A 21,044-nucleotide genomic window follows, 5' to 3' on the forward strand; every position below is an offset into this window, starting at 1 on the left:
TTTAAAGTTCAATAGTTTTAGTGTTTTGGAAAACTTATTGGAAATATAAGACGGAGAAACCCCCTATAACTGGTGTTATCAGGATTTCTCCGTTTTGATAAGGGTGTGTACTATACTTTGACATTAATAAAGCTACCTAAATGAGGCTGAACTGACTGTTGCATTGTTTTTACACCTGAGTCTTCAGGCATTTTGATCATGATTTTACTTTTGTATTCAGCTTGGTTCATTGTTTTGTTCAGTAATTCACCCGATTTTAAATACAATAAAACCTTTTCCTTGTTTAAACGTTTTTAGAAATTCCACCATATTCAAGGTACTGTAATAACGTATTACTTTTCGTAGTAAATTCAAATATCTCTTCTTGATAGGGATAAGCTTTCCACTTACCAATCATAGACTCATTTAGATCATAGGATTGCTCTATAATATCTTCTAATTGGTTATTATCCACTCTTTGATTACTATCTCTTAGAGAGTTAAAAATAAAATTCAAAGTTTTCGAAGGAGTTAAAATCAAGTCTTCATACTTAACCTCAATATAATTATGTGGGTGCTTTCTTCCAAAGGACATACCCAGTAAGACTTGATTCATCCACCAGTCAGCTAATACACTAAAGTCTTTAGGACCTATTCTGTCTCTTACAGAAAGAGCTACGTCACGCCCGTCTCTAATAATGTGGATAAACTTCATATTAGGAAACCATTTTAACAATTGCTCAGAGTAATTAACGTAAGCAGGTGTCTTGTTTACCCAACACAATTTATTATCGTTTTTTGAATGTAATGAAAATAATTCATTTAAGTAAGTGATAACAGATTTATCTATATTTGCTAATGTTAATTCACTTAAAAACTTATCCGTGACATCTCTCATTTCTTGTTTTGAAAAATTTATATAATGAGGGCCATGAACGTACCTTTCGTACGTTTGTTTATTATGTGGTCTTTGGGGTAGTAGCTCAGACCACTGTTCAACATATTTCCTATATTTAAGTTTATTTTCATAAAATTTTTCCTTAGATGACCTATAAAACAAATCTATAATATATGAAACAAAGTCTGTTTCATATATTGGGGATAAATCTTTATGCAATCCTAGCATATCAACTAGAAGTGTAGTTCCAGACCTACCTGAACCTCCAATAAAAATTGGAGGAAAAACATTTTCCATAATTATCACCTATCTTAAATAATTTTCATTTAATTAATTTTAGATTTTCTTTGCAATAACCTCCATAGATCCTTTATAAAATGAAGAAACTTGATAGTCTATTACTTTAAACCCAAGTTTTCTCAATACGTTGTGTAATGATTGGAAAGAAAAATAATTAATATGTTCACAGATTCGCCACATTGCGTCCTCATCACCAATAAAATTTGAATAAGCACTTTCAAAGTTGGGAGTAGAAATCCACACCAAACCATCTATTTTTAGTAACTGGTATACTTTTTCTAAAGATTCAATTGGGTTTGTTAGATGTTCTAAAACGTCTCCCATACATATAACATCATATTGGGCTTCTGTATGAAAGTTTTCAAAACTAGTTGCTTCGATTGGTATGTCAAACTTATTTGATACAGCTTCTGCATACGCAGGGCGAATCTCTATACCTTCAACGTTAAATCCCATTTCTTTTGCTACAGCTATTAAGCCCCCAGCACCTACACCAATTTCAAGCAAATCATTTCCTCGGGTATACTGCTTTATATTTGATATTGTTTTTCCAAAGAGCCATAATTTATTTATTACTTCTTCATTTACGTAATAATCCTTAACATCAGTTTGTAAAATCTTCTCTAACTTTTTTGGAAAGTTAAAGGCAAAGATATGATGGCAGGAATCACACTTCATCCAAATACGTATTGGATTAAAACCTATTGAAAAGCCATTACTATTAATCATATTGAAAACCTTATATGCATATCCTTTTTGATGACATATCGGGCAATTTTTTATAAAGATTTCTTCGTCAAATTTGTATATATATTGAAAATTTGCATGGTTTGATGGAAGTATTTTCTTAGCTAGACTATTATTTCGTTTAAATGCTTGTGTGTGATATTGATAAGATTTCTGAGGGTCTCCCAACCGATTATATACTTCACCTAAACGGAAAGAAGTGATGTCAAATATTTCATCTTCTTTGTTCAATTGCAACAGTATATCTCTTGCCCCGGTATCATTTCCTTCAGCTATTAAACTATCTACTTTGCTTAAATCCTCTTGTAACGAACTGATGATTCTCTCCCCCTTAAAAAGTAGCATATAAATAATAGTTTCTTTATTACCAATTCAGTGAATCTTCATAGCCCATTTGTATTAACAATGACCCAGCTATGTTTTTAAACATTTCCTTGTTTTCATCTGTAAACTCACGTTGCCACCTGTTCATTGATTGAGTATATAATTTCTTTGACACCTGTTTAGTACTTGATTCAACAGGTTCTTCATTTCTCTGTACCTTATTGTAATCTAGAACTGATGGATTCCACTGCTCCTCTAAAAAGTTAAGAACTTTCTTCATTATGTTTTTAGGATTACTCACCAACTCTTCATATTTTACAAATTTTATTTTTCCATTTAATAATGGACTCTTTGCATCTTCTATTCCCTTTGTAATAATTTCCGCCCAATATTTAGTTGCATTTTCAAGATTTTCTACATACCATAATGGTTCTCCGTTGAAGTTAGTCCATTCCATTCTTTTCAAGGAGCAAGCTACATCCCTTCCATCTCGAATTACATGAATAAACTTAGCATTGGGGAAAACTTGTACCAATTCTTTCATAACTAATACATTATGTGGTGACTTCTCTACAACTCTTTGTGCCCTTGAATAATTGCGGATTGGTTCTAAAAAGTTATAAATGAAAGTTGCAAAGATACTTTGAATATATTCGCTACTTAATAAATACGATTCTGCTATTGGCTGGTAACTTGAACTATTGACTTGTTTATATAAATCCATAAATTGAGGAAGCAGTTTAAATTCTGGACCTGAACAAAGATTAGGGTGGCTATTTAGCATAACTCTTAATAAAGTTGTTCCAGACCTCCCTGCTCCCCCAATAAAAATAGGTTGATAATCATCTGGAATCTGTTGAGTATAATTCACAAGTTTTTCCTCCAAGATACTATTTTAGTTATGGCTAACAGTAAAAGGTATTATATTTAAATGTATATCTTTTATCTATAAGCAATCATAATTGAGCATGTCGAAATCGTCTATAAGAATATATCAGATAGTTCATTTTTTGCTTCTTCATTTTTTAACCACTCACTATCAGGATAATACTCCTTTGCAAGCTGTATTAACTCCTTCTTTTCATCCTTAAGGTCTTTGTCCTCAACTATCTCTATACCTGCAACTAAAATTCTAAAGTCAGTATGCCCATGTTCCAATGCTTCAATTACAAAGTTTAATGCTTCTTGTTTATAGTCTTTATTTCTAAATTCCTGTATAATATTCACAAAAGTCTCACTATCATATTCTTTTACTGACTCAATTTCTTGGTAAAAGTCCATGGCAAGATCTTGAATATGATAACTATAGAGCATATGACCTATTTCTAGGTTAATTGATTTATCAAAAAGATTTCTTAAAGGTAATAACTGCTCAAATGTTTTAAACTGATGAAGCATTAGACTTCGTAATAGGATATTCATAAAAATTTTTTTAAATTTATGTTCATTTTCCACATTCAACACTTTAGTAGGTTCAGTAATAAATTTATATATATAATCTTGGTCCTGCATAAAGTTTTTCATCTTTTTTATATATTCAGGATCTGTAATTCTAAGAGTAAGTAAATTCAAATCAATAATATCAAAATACGTTTGATTCTTAAGTACATTAGGGTTTACATCAAGTGTACTTAATGCCTTAATGTAATCACTCTTCATTAAATCTACTTTTAATTGTATAGCTTCAATATTCTCCACTTGAGTATGCATACCTAGGATAAATTCTATCAACTTTGGCTTATTTGTATACATTAATACCTCAATAATACCTGTAAACTCTTGCTTCTTCTCAATAAAACGATTTTCATTTATAAATGATATAAATTGATTCTCAGTTACATATTTTGCTAACAAAGATATAAGGTTTTTAAACACTTGTGTGTTTTTATTGAAACTATATGCTTCTGTATAATGTTTCACAGCCAACTCAATTGATAGTTCTTTTTCATAAATCTTCCCTAGTATTTCTTTAGGATAATACTCTAGGTAGTCTATACTTTTTATAAAGAGTTGATAGTTTTCTTGATTTTTTACAACATTATTAAGTACAGTCTTTGCATCCTCAAATCGGTTTTGATTAAAGTAAATTATCCCTTTGATTGTTTGGAATTCAGGTGAATTGCTCCAAATCTGTTCAGCATCATTTATAACCTCAATTGCATCAGCAAATCTGTTCAAATGCAATAAACATTCAACTAAATGCACAACACAAAGTGGAACCCAACTATACCCTAAATCATCTTTGTTTTGATAAGCCTTTTGAAACATTCCGAGTGCTTTTTCTAAGTTCCCTTCCGACATATATTCATTCCCAAAGTTAAAATAGTCAAATGCATTATTTGTCTTTTCCATTTCTTTTTGTAGAAGTTCACCATTTCTTTTATGCTTGTTCTTTTCCAGAATTGTTCCCTTCAAATATCCTGAGTGGTATATTATCAACTCGGAACTTCCTACTACTAATTGCCGATCTTCCCTAAACAATTGTTCATGTATAGCTCTTTTATATTTAATTTTACCGCTGTTTCTAAAAATTCGTAAATTTTTGTGCTGGACAACTTTCTGTGCATTAACTCCAGTAAAATTATTAATAGTGACAGCGAATGAATCTTTTTCATAGTCATTTTCAGTTAAATCTTGTACAACTTTAATTAAGTTGTCTCTATCCACATACTCATCTGCGTCTAAAACTAAAGTCCATTTTGCCGTTGCTTTAGATAATGCAAAATTTCTAGCTTCGGAAAAGCTGCCTGACCATTCAAAGTCATAAATATTTTGAGTATATTTCGAACATATCGCTTTTGTATTGTCAGTTGACCCAGTATCAACTACAATAATTTCATTCACAATACCATTTATAGAATCAAGACATCGTTTAATTACTTTTTCTTCATTTTTTACAATCATACATAATGATATTACAGAATTAGACAAATAAATCACCTTTTCTTGGAGTTGTTTTTGAAAGATACTAGATTTATCAAAGTATCTTTCAAAAACAACTCTCTTTATTAAAAGAGAGTTGTTTAAATGTATATAACTTATCTCAATAGTTGCAGTACGCCTTGTGGCATTTGATTTGCTTGAGCTAGCATTGCTTGAGAAGCTTGTGCTAAGATACTGTTTTTCGTTTGGTTCATCATTTCTTTAGCCATGTCCACATCTCTAATTCTAGACTCAGCTGCAGTCAAGTTTTCTGCGGAGGTACCTAAATTGTTAATAGTATGTTCTAAACGGTTTTGTAGAGCACCGAATTTAGACCTTTGGCTTGATACACTTTCAATTGCTGTATCTAATGAAGCAATTGCTGCATCTGCTTTCGTTTGGCTTGAAATATCAATTGAAGAGAATAAATTGGCTGCATTCATAGTTCCAATAGTAAAGTTTAAAGCTTGACCCTGATTTGCTCCAATTTGTAAAGTTATCCCCGTTCCAGATAGAGTACCGTCTAATAGCGTTTGCGTATTAAATTCTGTGTTATCAGCAATTCTATCAATCTCACTTGATAGCTGATTGATTTCAGCCTGCAACTGACTTCTATCACTATCAGTATTCGTATCGTTGGCAGATTGTACCGCTAACTCACGCATACGTTGTAAAATAGAATGCGTTTCGTTTAAAGCTCCCTCAGCGGTCTGAATTAAAGAAATACCATCCTGAGAGTTTTTCTCTGCCATTTCCAAACCACGGATTTGTCCACGCATTTTTTCAGAAATTGCTAAACCAGCTGCGTCATCTCCAGCTTTGTTAATTCGAAGACCTGAAGACAATTTCTCCATTGAACTTTGTTGTGCATTGTTTGCTGCACCTAACTGACGATACGTATTAAGCGCCGCGATGTTGTGATTAATTCTCATTATAAAATTCCTCCTTGAAAGGTTATTATTCGCCACGTCCTTGTGGGTTTGTTTAGTTTTACAGACTAAAGTCGGCCGCCTTTAGTGCTGTTTATCACTACACTTATTATATCGACAGCATTTTGTAATTCTTTAGGCTAATTTATAATTTTTTATAATAATTTGTTGAACCAATTTTGCTCACAAAAAATGCTTGATACCCTCAAGTGAAAACCTGTGATACCAAGCATCTATCTATTTCTTAGATAATAATTCAATTGCATTCTTTGTCAACTGACTCGCCGCTTTATTCTCTTCCTGTATCAACTGATAAATTTCTTGTCGATGGATATCTACATTCTTAGGAGCAGAAATCCCAAGCTTAATCTGATCACCATCCACGCCAACAACCTTTACTTCAATATCATCACCAATCACAATCGATTCACCTGTTTTTCGTGTTAGCACTAACATGAGCTTTCTCCTCACTTTCTGGCTGAAGTGGGTGTTTCGTTTTATATCGTTGGTCATTTAATACAATTTGTTTCGCTTGATTATTTTTCACATTCACTACCACAGGAGCTTGAAGATTCATAGTTGATTTTTCTAAAGAATCCTGCAACGTCAAAATGGAATAAACAGAAACATCTTCAGGGTCTTTAATCTCTAGCTGATCAATAGTTCCCTCATCTAAATCAATCTCATAATCCTTATAAAATAAATAAGGAATCGTTAATACCAAAGACAATTCCTTTGTGTGGATAGATTGTAAGATTTGAAATGCATTATTATCTGGCAAATTAAAAATCGCAAACTTTTTCTCATCTTTAAACCCTGGAATACCAGATTCAAAAGTCAAAACACTTTCATCACTTACATACATCTCTCCAAAATACAATGTATCTATTTTCATCATTCACCACTTCTTTTCTCAAAATTATATAGTCGTTTCCTTCCAATTTACATTAACAAAGTCAATTTCTAAATTGGCATACTGCTTCTTTCCAACTTCTACATTACCGGGCTGATAATCGGTAATTGGTTTTCGAGGTTGCACGGAAATTCTAGGCTCATTCCTTTGTACATCAATATTCACCTTAGCAGGCTGATAATCAATCTTCACTGCATTATGAGATGGAATCCACCCTATATTAAATTCCCTCATAGGATCATACGCATTATTCACCGCATGACTAACAATAGGGTTTCCTCCGTTTTCAATTCGCATCAAATCATCACCTTCACTAGCCCGCCTCGATGTACCTTCATCCGCAGATCGATGTCCCTTTTGACCAAAGTTCCTTGCAAACTCCACGGAATTGACCATACCCATATCACGCCACGCCTGGGTTTGATCAATTGTTTGCTTACTTGGCTGCTTATCAATTTGAATATCTGCTTTCGGTTGCTCGATGGTTATCTCAGCCTCTGGTTGCTGGATAGATTGCTTAGCCGGGAATATATTTAGTTCTGTTTTTGCCATCTGAGATTGTAATCGAATTTGTGGAAGCTGCATGTCTTTCCCTCACTTTTAGTTTAGACAATCATGCCAATATGTAAAAAGCTATCTGTTCAAGTCAGATAGCTTATCTTAAGAAATCAATTAAGGATGGTTGAATAATTCGTGCACCTGTTGATAATGCGGCACGATGAATGCTTTCTTGCGTTTTCAAATTCATAATTACTTTTTCTATATCGGCATCTTCATTATCAGACATAATCTGAGTCGCCGTGATTTCCTGTGAACTTAGGCGGTCCTCTACCATGTCCAACCGATTCATACGTGCACCTAAATTAGCCCGTTCATCCACAACATCATTAATAAAACCGTCGATATCCTTTATATAATTATCAAGATCTTTACCTGTTTTTCCAGCCTTTAAATCATCTGCAAAACTTTGAATATTATCAAATAGCTCTTCTGTAAACATATTAGAGGGATTGGTATTAGCTTTAAGTACAATTCCATCTGAAACAGCAATATTTACGGCATCATTATTAGCATTACCTGCTATTAACTCTCCATTCTCATTAAAACGCGGATTGGTTGTATCGGTACCGTTAAAAATATATTTGTTATTTACTTTTGTATTTGAAATATCAATTAAATGATCCCGAAGCTGTTCAACTTCCTGAGCTATATTGGCTCGTTGGTCTCCCTCGTAAGTATCGTTACTCGCTTGTGTAGCCAACTCACGTAAACGTTGCAATGTCTTTGTAGCCTTATCCATCGCATCATCCGAGCTACTCATCCAATTGTGAATTTCCCCTAAGTTACGCTGATACTGCTTAATTTCCGTTAGCTCAGTCCGGTAATTCATCCCTTTCATCGCTACAACCGGGTCATCAGAAGGCCGGCTCACCTTTTTCCCTGTATAAAGCTGTTCCTGATATTTGGCCATTCGTTCATAACTACCGGATAAATTTCTCATAAAATTATTCGATAGCATCGATTGAGTTACACGCATTGTTATTCACCTACCTTCCGACTAACCCCATTTGATTAATAATTCGATCTAGCATCTCATCTACCACCGTCATATTTCTAGCCGCTGCATTATAAGCATGCTGGAATTTAATCATGTTTGTCATTTCCTCATCCAGTGAAACTCCACTAATCGATTGACGTCTCGACTCCACCGCACCCTTTAGGGTATCGGCATTTTGAGACATGCGGTTCGCCTCTTGGGCCTGTACACCTAAATCACCAATAATCCCTTCGTAAAAACTGTCTACGGTCGTATTTTCACCTAGTAAGTTTCCTAAAACCTTGTCCTTTATATCGGCTAATGCTTGAGCATTTTCACCATTACCAAGATAGGATTGCCCTTGCTGCGGCCCCATTGGATCACCGTTTTCATCTAATACTAAAGCTGCTGCAATATTGTCTTCATCATTCTTAATTGTATCCGTCAAATCGATTTCGGACGCATATCCAATATAATTGTCCGCTGAAAATGACTCATCAATTTTAAAGAAGGCCTGGCCTTGTTCATTTTTCAATGTGATTCCTTGTTCATGCTGATTATTGAAGGCCTGTGCAAAAGCAAAAGCCATCTGATCAATGTCTTTTAACATCGAAGTGTAAATACCTTTCACTTTACCATTTCCACTATATCCATGAGACTCCATAAGTCCCTTTAACTTTCCGTTAGCCGTGAATTCTTCAGGTGTTATAGTGCTTCCTCCAACAGTAATCCCGTTAACAACTCGTTGTCCATTTACTTCTTCATAACCAACACTCACTTGGTTGACCTTGTTATTCCCGTCAATTAATTTATCAGCACTTAGAGCCTGTCCTTCACGATCCACAAGCTCGATGGATGCAATTCCTTGAGCGATGTCTTTAGAACTTTTACTACTTTCATTAAATGTGACTTTGATATTGACCATTTCCGAAAGCTCATCAATTAACTGATCACGTTTATCATACAAATCATTCGGTAAATAGCCATGGGGTTCAATCGCTTTTACTTGGTCATTAATCTTGCTTATTTGGCTAACCAAAGAGTTTATATCCTTTGTTGTAACATCAATTTCATCCTTTAAATCTGATTGGATAGCCTTTAAGGAGTCCGAAACATAATTAAAGGTATCCGCAACTGCAATCCCTCGCTGCTGAACAACAGAACGCGCCCCTGAATCTTCCGGGTTTACAGACAAATCATTTAACGACTGCCAAAACTGATTGATTGTGGATGATAAGCCTGTATCACTTGGCTCATTTAAAATTTGCTCCATCTGGCTCAATGCACCGGCTCGTGATTCCCAGTAACCTGATTTGTTATTTTCCGCACGAAACTGCATATCTACAAATTGATCACGCACACGCTGAACTGATCCAGCCTGTACCCCTTGTCCAATTTGTCCAGGAATTTCAGGACGGTTTCTCCCTGGTGTTGGATATGGGGTCTCCTGCACAAAATTGACTCGTTGTCGGGAGTACCCTGGTGTATTGGCATTCGCGATGTTGTGTCCAGTTGTATGTAGAGCACTTTGTTGGGTAAATAGTGCTCGTTTTGCTACTTCTAATCCACTAAATGTTGACAAATTTGGTACCCCCTATGCTTTGGAGTCAAAAACAGACCTCTTCGGTGCTGATGACCCTTTTTTTTGATCGCCGTAGTTTAAATTTTTGATTGATGGTTGAAGTAAATCTAACGAAAGCTCGACAAACTGTAAGGATTGTTGGGTTAGCTCTTGATTGAGCTGTTCCTGTTGCTTGAGCTCTGCCATAAGCATGATAAATTTCTCAAAAATATTCGTTAGCTCTTCTTTTTCATTTTCGTCCTTTATATGTTTCAGCATTTCAGATACTGTATTTTCCTGGCTAGTGACTCCCTGCTGCTGAAACCATTTTTCCGTTAACGTGACACGTTTTTGTTCCAGTTGACTGACAGCTTGTACATGCTTGTTTTCATTCACCAACAGGGATTGAAAAGCATCCATGTCACCGCTTTTTAGTAATTCTGTTTTTTCCTTCGATAGCTTTAGTAAGCTCTCATGTAGTTTCATGAGCTTTGACATGGCTTGGATAATTGCCTGAGTTGACAAGCTGTCGTCCTCCTTTAACCTCGATTAGACCAGAAATTCAGCATTTTCTGTGCCGTTTCTTTGTGGTTGATTTGATAATTTCCGCTCTGCACGTCCTGTTTAATTCGTTGTACTTCCTTTTGGCGTTCCTCCTGAATGGCGTTGCCTTTGAGCATTTCCTGAGCCTTGCTTGATATCTCTAGTTTATCTTCGGTTTGATTGGTTTTGCTAATAGCAGACTGCTTTTGTACCTGCTTTTGATATGGATTCATATGGACATTATTTGTACCATTAACTTTCATACCGATCCCCTCTTTCCGTGATTCCGTTCGATTCTCTACTTTTGTTATCGGTTAGAAAATGAAAATGTTTAATGTTTCCGTCTAAATTTTTGGTTAACCGAGAAATAAGTGTTGGCTTTCTCCTGTTTTTTCTGTTCATCGGCTTCTTGTTTGTTAATCTTTTTTAAATCACTCTCAAGCTGTTGACGACAATTATCACAAATTTTTCCACCTTGTATCGGTTCCCCACAACGTTCACAACCGTATGCTAAGTTTGGCAAGTTTGTGGTTCGAATTCGTCGTTCTTTTACAAACTTAATAATGAGGTTTTCATCGACACCCGTTGAGTCTGAGACTTCTGCAATCGTTGCCTGACGATTTTCTTTTTTGCGTACATATGAAAAGACCTTTTCAAATGCACGCTCTTCTTCTTTATAGCAATTCATACAAACAGAATGAATCCCCTTCACAAATAATTCCCCACAGTTTGGACAATTCGCTAATTCACCCATCATTGTTCCTCCTCAAAAGAAATTGACACGTTTTGATATTACTCTTATTATATCTACTTTTGGTCATTTGACAAAGGCATATTTAACTACGGATGAGGGTGAAACTGTCGATTGTAGTCGCGCCGCCTCTTTTTAATAGGTAGGCAGCCCAGTGTAGAGTGGCACCAGTTGTATACAGGTCATCAATCACCAAGATTGGACCTTGGACTTCATTTTTTAGTTGAAAGGGATTGTTGGATTGGAGACGCTGCTGGCGGGACTTTTTGGCTTGTTTTTCATTGGTTACTCGTGTTAAGGCGTCGTCTATTGGTAAATCTAGCAACTGAGCTATAGCTTCAGCCTGGTTAAAGCCTCTTTCCTGCTGACGAGTAGCGCTTAGAGGTATAGGTACGAGTGTAGGATTGAGTTTTCCGAAATCCTCCTTAAACCGTTTTTGGACACCTGCTTTAAAAAGGTTAACTAATACATAATCTCCGCGATATTTCCACTTATTCATTATTTCTTTCATAAAAGGGGAATAAGAAAATACAGATACGTTTTTGGAAAGCACGCCAGCAAATGTTGGGTGGGTTGACCATTGCTTGCAATCTCCACATAACAGCTCATTTTTGGAGGATCTCGAGCAACGTGGGCAGGCAGGGCCAACAATGCAGGTGAGTTTTTGCTTGCATGAATCACAAATCACTATGTTCTCCCCAAATATATTTAGGAAATTCCGCCAAGTTATTTCAGGGATAATTTCGTTATGGCACCAAAGACAATGCATCTTGATCCCTCCTCGCCAAGCTATTCATCATTTCAATTGATCTTCTGGCCCTAATCATCTGCTCTGTCTTGCCCTGATGAAAGAAGACCACATCACCATAGGGATCTGCTGCATTACGACCTGCTCTCCCCGCTATTTGAACTAAAGCCGCCTCATCAAACACCTGATGCCCTACATCAATGACGGCCACATCAATCGAGGGAAAAGTTACCCCTCGTTCCAAAATTGTAGTGGTGATGAGCGCGTTCATTTTGTTATTCCGATATTTTTCCACTTTTTCTACTCGATCCTCATCGCTCGCATCCACACATTCTATATTTGTTAGATTAGCAATTTTTCTACCCATTTCAATTGAAGGGACAAATAATAGAAATCGCCGGTTTTGGGTAACTTTTTCATCAATCCAGGAAATAATTATTTGGGGTAGTTGATTCTTAGCGAGTGACTTTTTTAATCGATAACTTGATACAAACTGAGGGACAGGCAATGGGTGGCCATGGTAACGGGCTGGGACAAACACTGTGGGAATGAGGTTTAGTTTGGCGCGCCATATTAACCATTTTCTAGGAGTCGCGGTTAAGTAGATGAGACTTGAGGTTGTTTTTCGAGCTCTGTTAGCCGCAAAGGATAGTGAGCGATCAGTATAGTATGGAAACGCATCTACTTCATCAATGATCATCACATCAAACGCCTGCTCATATCTAAGGAGCTGATGGGTTGTGGAGATGGTAAATTGGCTCTCCTTCCCTTTGTCTTCAGAACCACCATATAGCGCAGAAATCGACACTTCCGGAAAAACCTGTTTAAATCGGGGGGCCAATTCCCTTACAACATCAGCTCTAGGCGACGCTATACATACACGATCGCCACGTTCAAAGGCAGCTGTTAGTCCTTTGAACAGCATCTCTGTTTTCCCGGCACCACATACAGCCCATACTAGCAGCGGGGCACGGCATGCCATGGCCGAGTTGATTTGATCAGCGGCACGTTGTTGAAAGGGGGTGAGTTTCCCTTGCCACTTACATGGGTCTACTACGAAAGGCGTTTCTAATCGTGGCCCCCTCCATTTATACAAAGGTTCAAAAGTACTGACTCTGCCCATTTCAATACATTTTCGACAATAGACAGCTTGCTTACGTTCACGAGGAATTCTACCAAATAGGTGACTTTTCCTATTTCCACATCGATTGCACAAATATCCTGTGAGGGTTTCTTCAACGCCTGGTAATTCATTTAAATAATTCCTTTTCATAAGGTCTTGAATTTCATCTTCAGAGAAGGGGATTTCTTGTTTGAGAAGTAGTTTAGATTGACAAGAAAACGCATATTGATGGAGGGGGTTATTTTGGGGAATATTCAATTTTTCAACTCTCCTTATCAGACAAAAAAGCAGACTTAAAAGAATTATTTGTGGGCTCCTAAGTCTGCAGTCTCATCATGTATTATTTTTCATACCAAGTTAAGCCAAGCGCACCTTCACCGAGATGAGTCCCAATTACAGGACCAAAGTAGCTAATCGTCACCGAGACATTTTCATATTTCGATTCTAGCTCTTCCTTCCACTTGATCGCTTCCTCTTCACGCTGGGAATGAATAAAGGTCGCCACAATCTCAATCCCTTTGCTAGCAGATTCGTCAAAAAGCTCTCGAATTCGGTTCAATGCTTTTTTACGTGTCCGAATTTTTTCGTAGGGCTCAATTTTACCATCTACAAAGTGAAGGATTGGTTTTACCTGAAGTAGACTTCCAATCATAGCTTGGGCACTATTCAGTCGACCACCCTTATGCAGATTTGTCAAATCATCTACCATAAAATAAGCACGAGTTGTTTTCTTAATTTCGTCCAGGCGTTCAATGATTTTCTCAGGATTAGCGCCCTCGTTTGCAAGTTTCGCAGCTTCTAAAACGTAAAATCCTTGGGCCATCGCACTAATCTCAGAGTCATAGGCATAAACCTCAATGTTTTCAGCCATTTCGCCAGCTGCGATCGTGCCTTGCAGCGTTCCACTAATCCCACTAGAAAGATGGATAGCTACAACAGCATCATATTCTTCACCGAGCTCCTTTAACTTTTCCGTTACATAGCCTACAGATGGCTGGGATGTTTTCGGAAGCTCTTCCGTCTCCCTCATTTTGGCATAAAACTCATCCGCATCTATGTCGACTTCCTCCTGATATGACTCTGAACCAAAAATGACATTAAGCGGAACCATATGGATTTTCCACTCATCGCGGACAGATTTCGGAATATACGCCGTACTATCCGTCAGAACCGCTGTCTTCATAAAAGTCATCCTTTCTCCCTTATCCAAATTATATTGCTCTATGTCTCTTAATTATATGTACGTGCTATCTTTTTAATATTTTACACATTTTTTCAATAAATTGCTATTAGATTAATTGAGTTGTTTAGCCTGGGACGTGGGGACAGGTCCTAGCTCTACCATCCATGACGACCGTTTCTACCGAATCTCTCCGGAAACCAATAGGGCGCAATGCAGGAGCGCGTCTAGCCACTTTATAATTGCGTCTATATTAGCGTTCTGTGCGTCTTGACCCTGTTTAAATGAGTCTAAAACATTATGTATTGCGTCTCATTTATCGATTAGTGCATCATAACACCTTTATCGCGTCCAAACCATCCGCCATTGCGTCTTTTCACCTTAATTGTGTGTCTAATGATTCAAGCATTGCGTCCCCACCAACTCCTCCCAAGACACAACATCATCCCAAAATGAAAAACAGACCCCAGCTCACACCAGGATCTGCTTTCAATATTCTTTGAATCTACTGAACTTCTACCCAGCCACTCTTAATCGCTTGAATAACGGCTTGGGTACGGTCATTCGCATCCATTTTTTGTAGTATATTGGAAACGTGATTTTTAACTGTTTTTTCACTTATATACAATGCTTCTGCTACTCCTCGGTTGCTCTTGCCATCGGCTAAAAGCTGTAGCACTTCACATTCACGTCGAGTTAATAAGTGAAGTGGCTTACGGTACTCGATGCTTTTAATTGCGTTCGCACCGTTTGAACCATTCGCCAGTCGACGATATTCTTGAACTAAATTATGTGTCACTTTTGGATGTAAGTAGGAGCCGCCATTGTGTACCACTTTAATTGCATCAATGAGCTCATTGGTTTCCATTTCTTTTAATAAGTATCCTTGCGCGCCAGTCTTTAACGCGTGTGTTACGTAAGTTTCATCATCGTGAATGGATAAAATAATCACCTTTACATCAGGAAATTGACCAACTAAATTTTTGGTTGCTTCAACTCCATTGATGGATGGCATATTGATGTCCATTAATACTACGTCGGGATGATGTTGTCTAACTAGGTCGATGGCTTGATTTCCATCGTCTCCTTCTGCCACAACTTCGAAATCTTCTTCAAAGTCTAATATACGCTTGATGCCTTCGCGAAATAGTTTGTGGTCATCTATTAAAACTATTCTTGCCCCATGTCCTCGACCTCCTGAATAAAATTCTCACCATCCGGAAATTTTTTGTGTATAACTAGCTTAATTTACCAAATTTCTCTCTCTATTCTCCATTATACATTACTACTACAAAACTAGCGAGTTTTCCTCCCTACTTTTGTAATGGTACTTCAATCATAATTTTTGTACCTTGATTCGGTTGGGTTTTAAAGCGTATGCTTCCTCCTAAAATATCAACTCGTTCTCTCATTCCAATCAAACCAAATGACGATTTTTCTTTTTCTTCAAAATCAAATCCTTTGCCATTATCAACCACAAGAATATTGATTTTGTCTTTCATTAATTCAAAATGGATTTGAATCATACTGGAATTGGCATGCTTGACCGCATTTTGCACAGCCTCCTGCACCAACCTGAATATGGCCGTTTCATACTTTTGCTCCAACCGATCCTCTTTGCCTCTGGAAGTAAACTTTATATGTATTTGACTATAATCTTCAACTGTACTCAAATATTTTTTCAGTGTTGGAATTAATCCTAGATCATCTAGCGCCATTGGTCGTAGGTCATAAATAATACGGCGTACTTCATATAAAGCAGACCGAACCAATTCTTTGACCTGCTTAATTTCCTTCATTGCCTCGTCTATTCCACGTTCTCGAAACGTTCGCTCAACTAAATCAGAACGCAACATAACATTGGCCAATAGCTGCGCAGGACCATCATGAATTTCACGGGATAACCTTCTTCTTTCCTCTTCTTGAGCATCGATGATTTTCAAGCCAAATATTTCTTTGTCTTTTGCATTTTCGAGGGTATCGGAAACTCCTTGTAAGTCCTCGGTTAAATAGGTTAACACGACAGAAAACTTCCCCAATAAACTTTCTGCACGGTCAACCGTCTCCGCAATACTTAGCAGGCGTTGTTCCAGTTCACTACGTCTATTCTTTAGCTGTTCTTCCTTTTCTCTTAGAACCAAGAGTTCGGATTGCAGTTCGTGAGCAGTATCATAAACATCCTTCACTTCTTCCTCTGAGTACCTTTTGAAATTCTTACTTACCTCAGATAAACGAATGCGGTATTGCTTAACCTTTTTTTCAAGCTGGTCTCCTTTATCAATCACCTGGACCACTTGTTCCTTCACGCCTGCCAGCTCCCGTTCAATCCGCTCATACTCCTGTCGTGACTGCTCGCCAATTTCAAAAATCTCGTCTTTACTATTGTTCACGACCTTAACCATTTCATCTAATATGTGATTCAGCATACCATTCTCAACTTTAGAACTAGACATCAGCATTCCTCCAACTATTATATAATACGAATGACCTATCATTTTATAGGGGTATTGTTAAATTTTTCTTTAAATATAATCTATCTTTATTTATATGTTTATAACGCTGTGCTATCCTTTTGATATAGTTAAATTTAACATAAACTTCAACTCACGTTACTAGGAGGCATTAACCTTGTTTAATCAATATTTTACTATAAAACAGGAAGGCTCGCACGAAATCGTCATACAAAAATCACGATTCATCGGATATGTAAAGCGTACAGAGACCGAATCAGAGGCTCAGGAATTTATCCAGCAAATCAAAAAGAAACATCATGATGCGACACATAACTGCTCAGCATATATGATTGGAGAAAACAATCAAATCCAAAAAGCACATGACGATGGTGAACCTAGTGGTACGGCAGGTGTTCCGATGCTAGAGGTGTTAAAAAAGAAAGACTTAAAAGATACGGTCGTCGTCGTGACCCGATATTTTGGCGGAATTAAATTAGGTGCTGGTGGTCTAATTCGTGCATACTCTAAAGCTACATCTGAAGCGATTAATCATGTTGGTGTCGTAAACCGTCAGCTAGTGAGAGAAATGAAAATAACAGCCGATTATACCCTGTTAGGAAAGCTAGAAAATGAACTTCGCGGGTCAAGCTACATACTAAAGCACATTGATTATTTAGAAAACGTAACGTTACATGTGTATGTCGAAACAGAGCAAATAGAAGAGTTTACAGATTGGATCGTAAATTTAACCAGTAATCAGGCGGAAATTACCGAGGGAATTGAAACCTATATTGAATCAGATGTTTCGTGATAATCCAACACTTTCCTAGAAGGACTGACAACATTTCCCGGGAAATGACAATTTATTATTTTACTGAACTGTAATGAACCTCATTACAGTTTTTATTTTGGAATAATATTACATACATTTAACAGAAAATAACATTTTGAAAATAGTGAACAAAAAAATGGCTGCCCAAACTTCTGGGCAGCCTAATACAGTAGCGTCTAGTTATTCCAAAAAAATGATCGAGGATGTTTATATTGTAATATACAAACCTCAACCTCGCAATAGTTTTGAGGTTGAGAAAATTATTGTATTTTTAGCATTTAAATCACTTATTTTCGAGTAATTTTCTCAACTTTTTCTAGTTTTTAGGTAAATAAGCGAAAAAATAGCTCCAAACAGAGCTCCAACAGTATCAATCACCACATCACCCGCATATGGCGTTCGGTTAGGTGTGAACCCTTGATGAAATTCGTCAAAAGCTGCATAGCAAATCGTAAGAACAATTGAAATAATCAGCATCCGTTTTATAGGCAAACTTGTTGTTTTGTAAAATGCCACCACAAACAGTACAAGAAGGACGAAAAATACACCGAAATGGGGGGGCTTTCCGGATGAAAAACTCTACCAATCCATTAATCCCGAGGGTTTCCACGCTTACCTCACTATGATGATAGGTAAATCGAATATGTTTCGCAATGGGTTCTAAGAAAGAAAAATCAATCCATCGATTTAATGTTGGCTTGAGATCCTGTTGCTCATAGGGCTGAGAGGAAGAATAGAAAATTACTCCCATCCATGCAATAGGTAGCGTCCAGTACCACCACTTTTTCATCGTCTAAAACTCCAATTCTTTGATATCTATTATTGATTTTAGCAGACTATGATTCCGGGTCTACTTTTTTAATACAAAAAAGCGCCCGAGAATTTCCTCAGACGCTCTTTCAATTATTGAATTTGATTCGGTTCATCTTTTAACGATATTGATTTTTTTCCTAAGATTAAATAAACGAGCTCATTTTGGGTTAGGTTCATGAATTCTTGTTTTCTAATCACAAAGAATAGTAGACCTAAAATCACCCATACACCTAATGCGATTAGGGATGGGATCCCCATAAACGCCGGTGACCCCGGAACAAGAAGTAATAGGATAAACACAATACTACTCATCATCCCAACAACAGCAAAAGCCTTCTTCATGGGTGCAACGACAGGCTTCACATCATGTAAAGGCTGACTATTCCCATTTTCAGACCATGTAAATAATTTGTATGCCGTGTATGTCGTATAGAAATAGGCAATAGATACGCCAATCGACGACATATCCACAATCCAGAGCAGCACTTCCCGCCCAAACCACGGAGCAATTGCTGCGATAATGGCGGTGAAAATCACCCCTACGTAAGGTGTTTTAAATTTAGAATGAAGCTTTGAGAATCCGTCGGGTAGTACTTTCGCTCTCGACATAGCAAATAAAACACGACTTGATGAAATATAAAAACCGTTTAAGCCAGTGAATACTCCCATACTTAGAGAAGCAACTAAGATTAGCATTCCAGTTGTTCCTAGTAATTCAAACACCACTGTACCTGTTCCCCACATATAATTTGCATTCACCGTCTCTTGCCAAGGAAATGCGACTGCAGTAGTCAAAATCATCAAGGAATACAAAATGGCTGCAAATAATAAGGCCAAAATAATTAATGAAAATGCCTTTTTAGAGGAAAAATGAAATTCCTCTGCCGCCTGAGGCACATTATCAAACCCTACATAGGCCCAAGGCGCAACCGCCACAATCGCTATAATAGCAGAGAAAGTTGTGATACCTGGTTTAAAGCCTGGATTAATGTTTTGTATACTAGCAACAGGATCTGCAAGCGAAATTCCCGTTAAAGCTAATACGCCAAGTACTAAAATAGTACAAAAAACAAATTGAAGACGTCCCGAAATTCCTGTTCCTTTAATATTAAAGAATGCAAACAACCCTAAAATTAACGTTGCAATCATAATTTCTGTTAAATACACATCCCAGCCTGCGATGGTGTATAATTTAACATTTTGGATGACTTCAGGAAGAATAAATTTCAGCATAAGTGTAAACGCAGACGCATTTAAGGCTACGATACAAATATAACCTAGCGTGAGAAACCAGCCACAAATAAACGCATGAACACGTCCAAGGCTGATAAATGTATAAGCAAATTCACCACCTGAAACAGGAAAATGCTTAATTAAAAATCCATAACTAACGGCAATCAGCATCATCAATGCTGCCCCAATGGCTAACCCCATAATAACCCCAATCGGACCAGCTTGCCCCATCCATGTTGTTGGAAGAACAAAGCAGCCCCAGCCAATGGAGGACCCTAATGCAATCGCCCAAACCCAATGAGGTTTTAGCGTTTTCGTTAGCTGTTTTCTTTTTATTGATTTGTCACTCAAGTAAATTAACCCCTTTGTTTTATTCAAATATGATGTCCTTAACATTTTATCATTGAAGAAATGACAGAAAAAATACCGTATAAATGGACAGTATTTCAAATTCCTCCAAATTTCAGCTTGTGAATGATTTTTTCGAATACAGCTAATAAAATAGCTGTAATTTAGGTTGTTTATTCCCTATATGTCGAAATATGCCTTTGCACCATGACAAAATATTACATTTTTATAACAATTCTTATTATTCGTCATGGTAGAGTATATAACCCTTTTTTGCTGTAAATAATGTTGGTAAAATTCAGCAGGACGGTGGTTAGATGAAGAAATTATTTTTAGTTGGCTTTTTATTTATGTGTGGCGTAACTTTTTATTACATAGATCCCATGCAGTTATTTTCCTTAGCAGATGATCAGTTGAAAGAAATCGTGGATTCTGATTTTGAGGTGGAGAGTCCTGCCGAGCAAGAGGGTAAGACTTTAGCGTCTGACCACAACTCGAATACTACTTTAGATGAACAAGCACCAGAGACTAGTCAGGGTTCAGAGCAAACAGCCGAATCAATTATTGAAAAATATAAAGAGCCCCTGAACCAATTAAAGGATCAAGTAAAGGAAAAACTCGATCAGTTGATGGAACAGGCGTATGAAGAATATCAGCAGGGTGAAGAATCCGCTAATTTACCAATGCTCTATATGAAATACAACACCGCTGTTCAAGAGCTGGAGCAAAATACGGATCAATCGTTTGAAGAACTATATGAGGAGTTACAAACGGAATTGAAGGAGAAAGGGTTTGATCCCAAACAAGCCGAAGAAGTGAAAAAGCAATATGAGGAAATGAAAAAGGAAACGAGAGCTGTGATGATGGATGAAGTGATGGAGAAGTTTGAGGTGTAATAAAAGGGTACTAG

24 protein-coding genes are annotated in these 21,044 nt (G+C 37.0%); 2 read left to right on the forward strand and 22 right to left on the reverse strand.

Annotated features, from left to right (window positions below):
• Positions 1–110: 110 nt before the first annotated feature.
• From GH754_RS00370 to GH754_RS00460, 19 genes are all read right to left on the reverse strand, one after another.
• The gene (locus tag GH754_RS00370; RefSeq protein WP_153726754.1) at positions 111–266 is read right to left on the reverse strand and encodes a putative motility protein; all 156 of its coding nucleotides are present in this window, start codon (positions 264–266) and stop codon (positions 111–113) included.
• Positions 267–283: 17 nt separating this feature from the next.
• Positions 284–1,174: a sulfotransferase family protein gene (locus tag GH754_RS00375; RefSeq protein ID WP_153726755.1), complete on the reverse strand. Its 891-nt coding sequence runs from the start codon at positions 1,172–1,174 to the stop codon at positions 284–286.
• 39 nt (positions 1,175–1,213) lie between these two features.
• Complete coding sequence (locus GH754_RS00380) at positions 1,214–2,269, reverse strand: class I SAM-dependent methyltransferase (RefSeq protein WP_153726756.1); 1,056 nt, start codon at positions 2,267–2,269, stop codon at positions 1,214–1,216.
• A 19-nt stretch (positions 2,270–2,288) separates the two neighbouring features.
• Entirely contained in the window at positions 2,289–3,119 is an 831-nt protein-coding gene (locus GH754_RS00385) for a sulfotransferase family protein (protein ID WP_194841237.1), read from the reverse strand.
• A gap of 110 nt (positions 3,120–3,229) precedes the next feature.
• Complete coding sequence (locus GH754_RS00390) at positions 3,230–5,179, reverse strand: glycosyltransferase family 2 protein (protein ID WP_153726758.1); 1,950 nt, start codon at positions 5,177–5,179, stop codon at positions 3,230–3,232.
• 107 nt (positions 5,180–5,286) lie between these two features.
• A complete protein-coding gene (locus tag GH754_RS00395) occupies positions 5,287–6,102 on the reverse strand; it encodes a flagellin N-terminal helical domain-containing protein (RefSeq protein WP_153726759.1) in 816 nt (271 codons plus the stop codon).
• A gap of 234 nt (positions 6,103–6,336) precedes the next feature.
• Positions 6,337–6,555, reverse strand: coding sequence for a carbon storage regulator CsrA (csrA, locus tag GH754_RS00400; protein ID WP_153726760.1), 219 nt, complete (start codon positions 6,553–6,555; stop codon positions 6,337–6,339).
• A complete protein-coding gene (gene fliW / locus GH754_RS00405; RefSeq protein ID WP_153726761.1) occupies positions 6,527–6,994 on the reverse strand; it encodes a flagellar assembly protein FliW in 468 nt (155 codons plus the stop codon). Before fliW ends, csrA begins: the two co-directional genes overlap by 29 nt.
• Positions 6,995–7,018: 24 nt before the next feature.
• Positions 7,019–7,597 (reverse strand): DUF6470 family protein, encoded by a 579-nt coding sequence (locus GH754_RS00410; protein WP_153726762.1) that lies wholly within the window; start codon positions 7,595–7,597, stop codon positions 7,019–7,021.
• Between the two features lie 70 nt (positions 7,598–7,667).
• The gene (flgL, locus tag GH754_RS00415; protein WP_153726763.1) at positions 7,668–8,549 is read right to left on the reverse strand and encodes a flagellar hook-associated protein FlgL; all 882 of its coding nucleotides are present in this window, start codon (positions 8,547–8,549) and stop codon (positions 7,668–7,670) included.
• A gap of 10 nt (positions 8,550–8,559) precedes the next feature.
• Entirely contained in the window at positions 8,560–10,131 is a 1,572-nt protein-coding gene (gene flgK / locus GH754_RS00420; RefSeq protein WP_153726764.1) for a flagellar hook-associated protein FlgK, read from the reverse strand.
• A 12-nt stretch (positions 10,132–10,143) separates the two neighbouring features.
• The gene (locus GH754_RS00425) at positions 10,144–10,635 is read right to left on the reverse strand and encodes a flagellar protein FlgN (protein ID WP_153726765.1); all 492 of its coding nucleotides are present in this window, start codon (positions 10,633–10,635) and stop codon (positions 10,144–10,146) included.
• A 14-nt stretch (positions 10,636–10,649) separates the two neighbouring features.
• The gene (gene flgM, locus GH754_RS00430) at positions 10,650–10,916 is read right to left on the reverse strand and encodes a flagellar biosynthesis anti-sigma factor FlgM (RefSeq protein ID WP_153726766.1); all 267 of its coding nucleotides are present in this window, start codon (positions 10,914–10,916) and stop codon (positions 10,650–10,652) included.
• A 68-nt stretch (positions 10,917–10,984) separates the two neighbouring features.
• On the reverse strand, positions 10,985–11,407 hold the full coding sequence (locus GH754_RS00435; protein WP_153726767.1) for a TIGR03826 family flagellar region protein: 423 nt from the start codon (positions 11,405–11,407) through the stop codon (positions 10,985–10,987).
• Between the two features lie 82 nt (positions 11,408–11,489).
• Entirely contained in the window at positions 11,490–11,903 is a 414-nt protein-coding gene (locus GH754_RS00440; protein ID WP_153726768.1) for a ComF family protein, read from the reverse strand.
• Between the two features lie 247 nt (positions 11,904–12,150).
• Complete coding sequence (locus GH754_RS00445) at positions 12,151–13,533, reverse strand: DEAD/DEAH box helicase (protein ID WP_228550080.1); 1,383 nt, start codon at positions 13,531–13,533, stop codon at positions 12,151–12,153.
• Between the two features lie 82 nt (positions 13,534–13,615).
• A complete protein-coding gene (locus GH754_RS00450; RefSeq protein WP_153726769.1) occupies positions 13,616–14,458 on the reverse strand; it encodes a DegV family protein in 843 nt (280 codons plus the stop codon).
• A gap of 502 nt (positions 14,459–14,960) precedes the next feature.
• Positions 14,961–15,629 carry a response regulator transcription factor gene (locus tag GH754_RS00455; RefSeq protein ID WP_323741818.1) on the reverse strand — a complete coding sequence of 223 codons (669 nt, stop codon included), beginning with the start codon at positions 15,627–15,629 and terminating at the stop codon, positions 14,961–14,963.
• A gap of 139 nt (positions 15,630–15,768) precedes the next feature.
• Entirely contained in the window at positions 15,769–16,908 is a 1,140-nt protein-coding gene (locus GH754_RS00460; RefSeq protein WP_153726770.1) for a sensor histidine kinase, read from the reverse strand.
• Between the two features lie 175 nt (positions 16,909–17,083).
• On the opposite strand from GH754_RS00460, the gene GH754_RS00465 reads away from it, so the two are divergent.
• The gene (locus GH754_RS00465; protein WP_153726771.1) at positions 17,084–17,719 is read left to right on the forward strand and encodes a YigZ family protein; all 636 of its coding nucleotides are present in this window, start codon (positions 17,084–17,086) and stop codon (positions 17,717–17,719) included.
• A gap of 327 nt (positions 17,720–18,046) precedes the next feature.
• Here GH754_RS00465 and GH754_RS19525 read toward each other — a convergent pair whose 3' ends face one another.
• The 3 genes from GH754_RS19525 to GH754_RS00475 form a co-directional block, all read right to left on the reverse strand.
• Positions 18,047–18,259 (reverse strand): VanZ family protein, encoded by a 213-nt coding sequence (locus GH754_RS19525; protein ID WP_323741789.1) that lies wholly within the window; start codon positions 18,257–18,259, stop codon positions 18,047–18,049.
• Positions 18,171–18,530, reverse strand: a complete 360-nt coding sequence (locus GH754_RS00470) for a VanZ family protein (protein WP_228550081.1) — start codon at positions 18,528–18,530, stop codon at positions 18,171–18,173. The genes GH754_RS19525 and GH754_RS00470 overlap by 89 nt, the downstream gene beginning before the upstream one ends.
• Positions 18,531–18,643: 113 nt before the next feature.
• Positions 18,644–20,137: an APC family permease gene (locus GH754_RS00475; protein ID WP_228550082.1), complete on the reverse strand. Its 1,494-nt coding sequence runs from the start codon at positions 20,135–20,137 to the stop codon at positions 18,644–18,646.
• Between the two features lie 314 nt (positions 20,138–20,451).
• Here GH754_RS00475 and GH754_RS00480 point away from each other — a divergent pair, with 314 nt between their 5' ends.
• The gene (locus GH754_RS00480; RefSeq protein ID WP_153726773.1) at positions 20,452–21,030 is read left to right on the forward strand and encodes a hypothetical protein; all 579 of its coding nucleotides are present in this window, start codon (positions 20,452–20,454) and stop codon (positions 21,028–21,030) included.
• The last annotated feature ends 14 nt before the right edge of the window (positions 21,031–21,044 follow it).

The organism is Salinibacillus xinjiangensis, from assembly GCF_009649735.1.
Classification (GTDB): Bacteria; Bacillota; Bacilli; order Bacillales; family Alkalibacillaceae; genus Salinibacillus; species Salinibacillus xinjiangensis.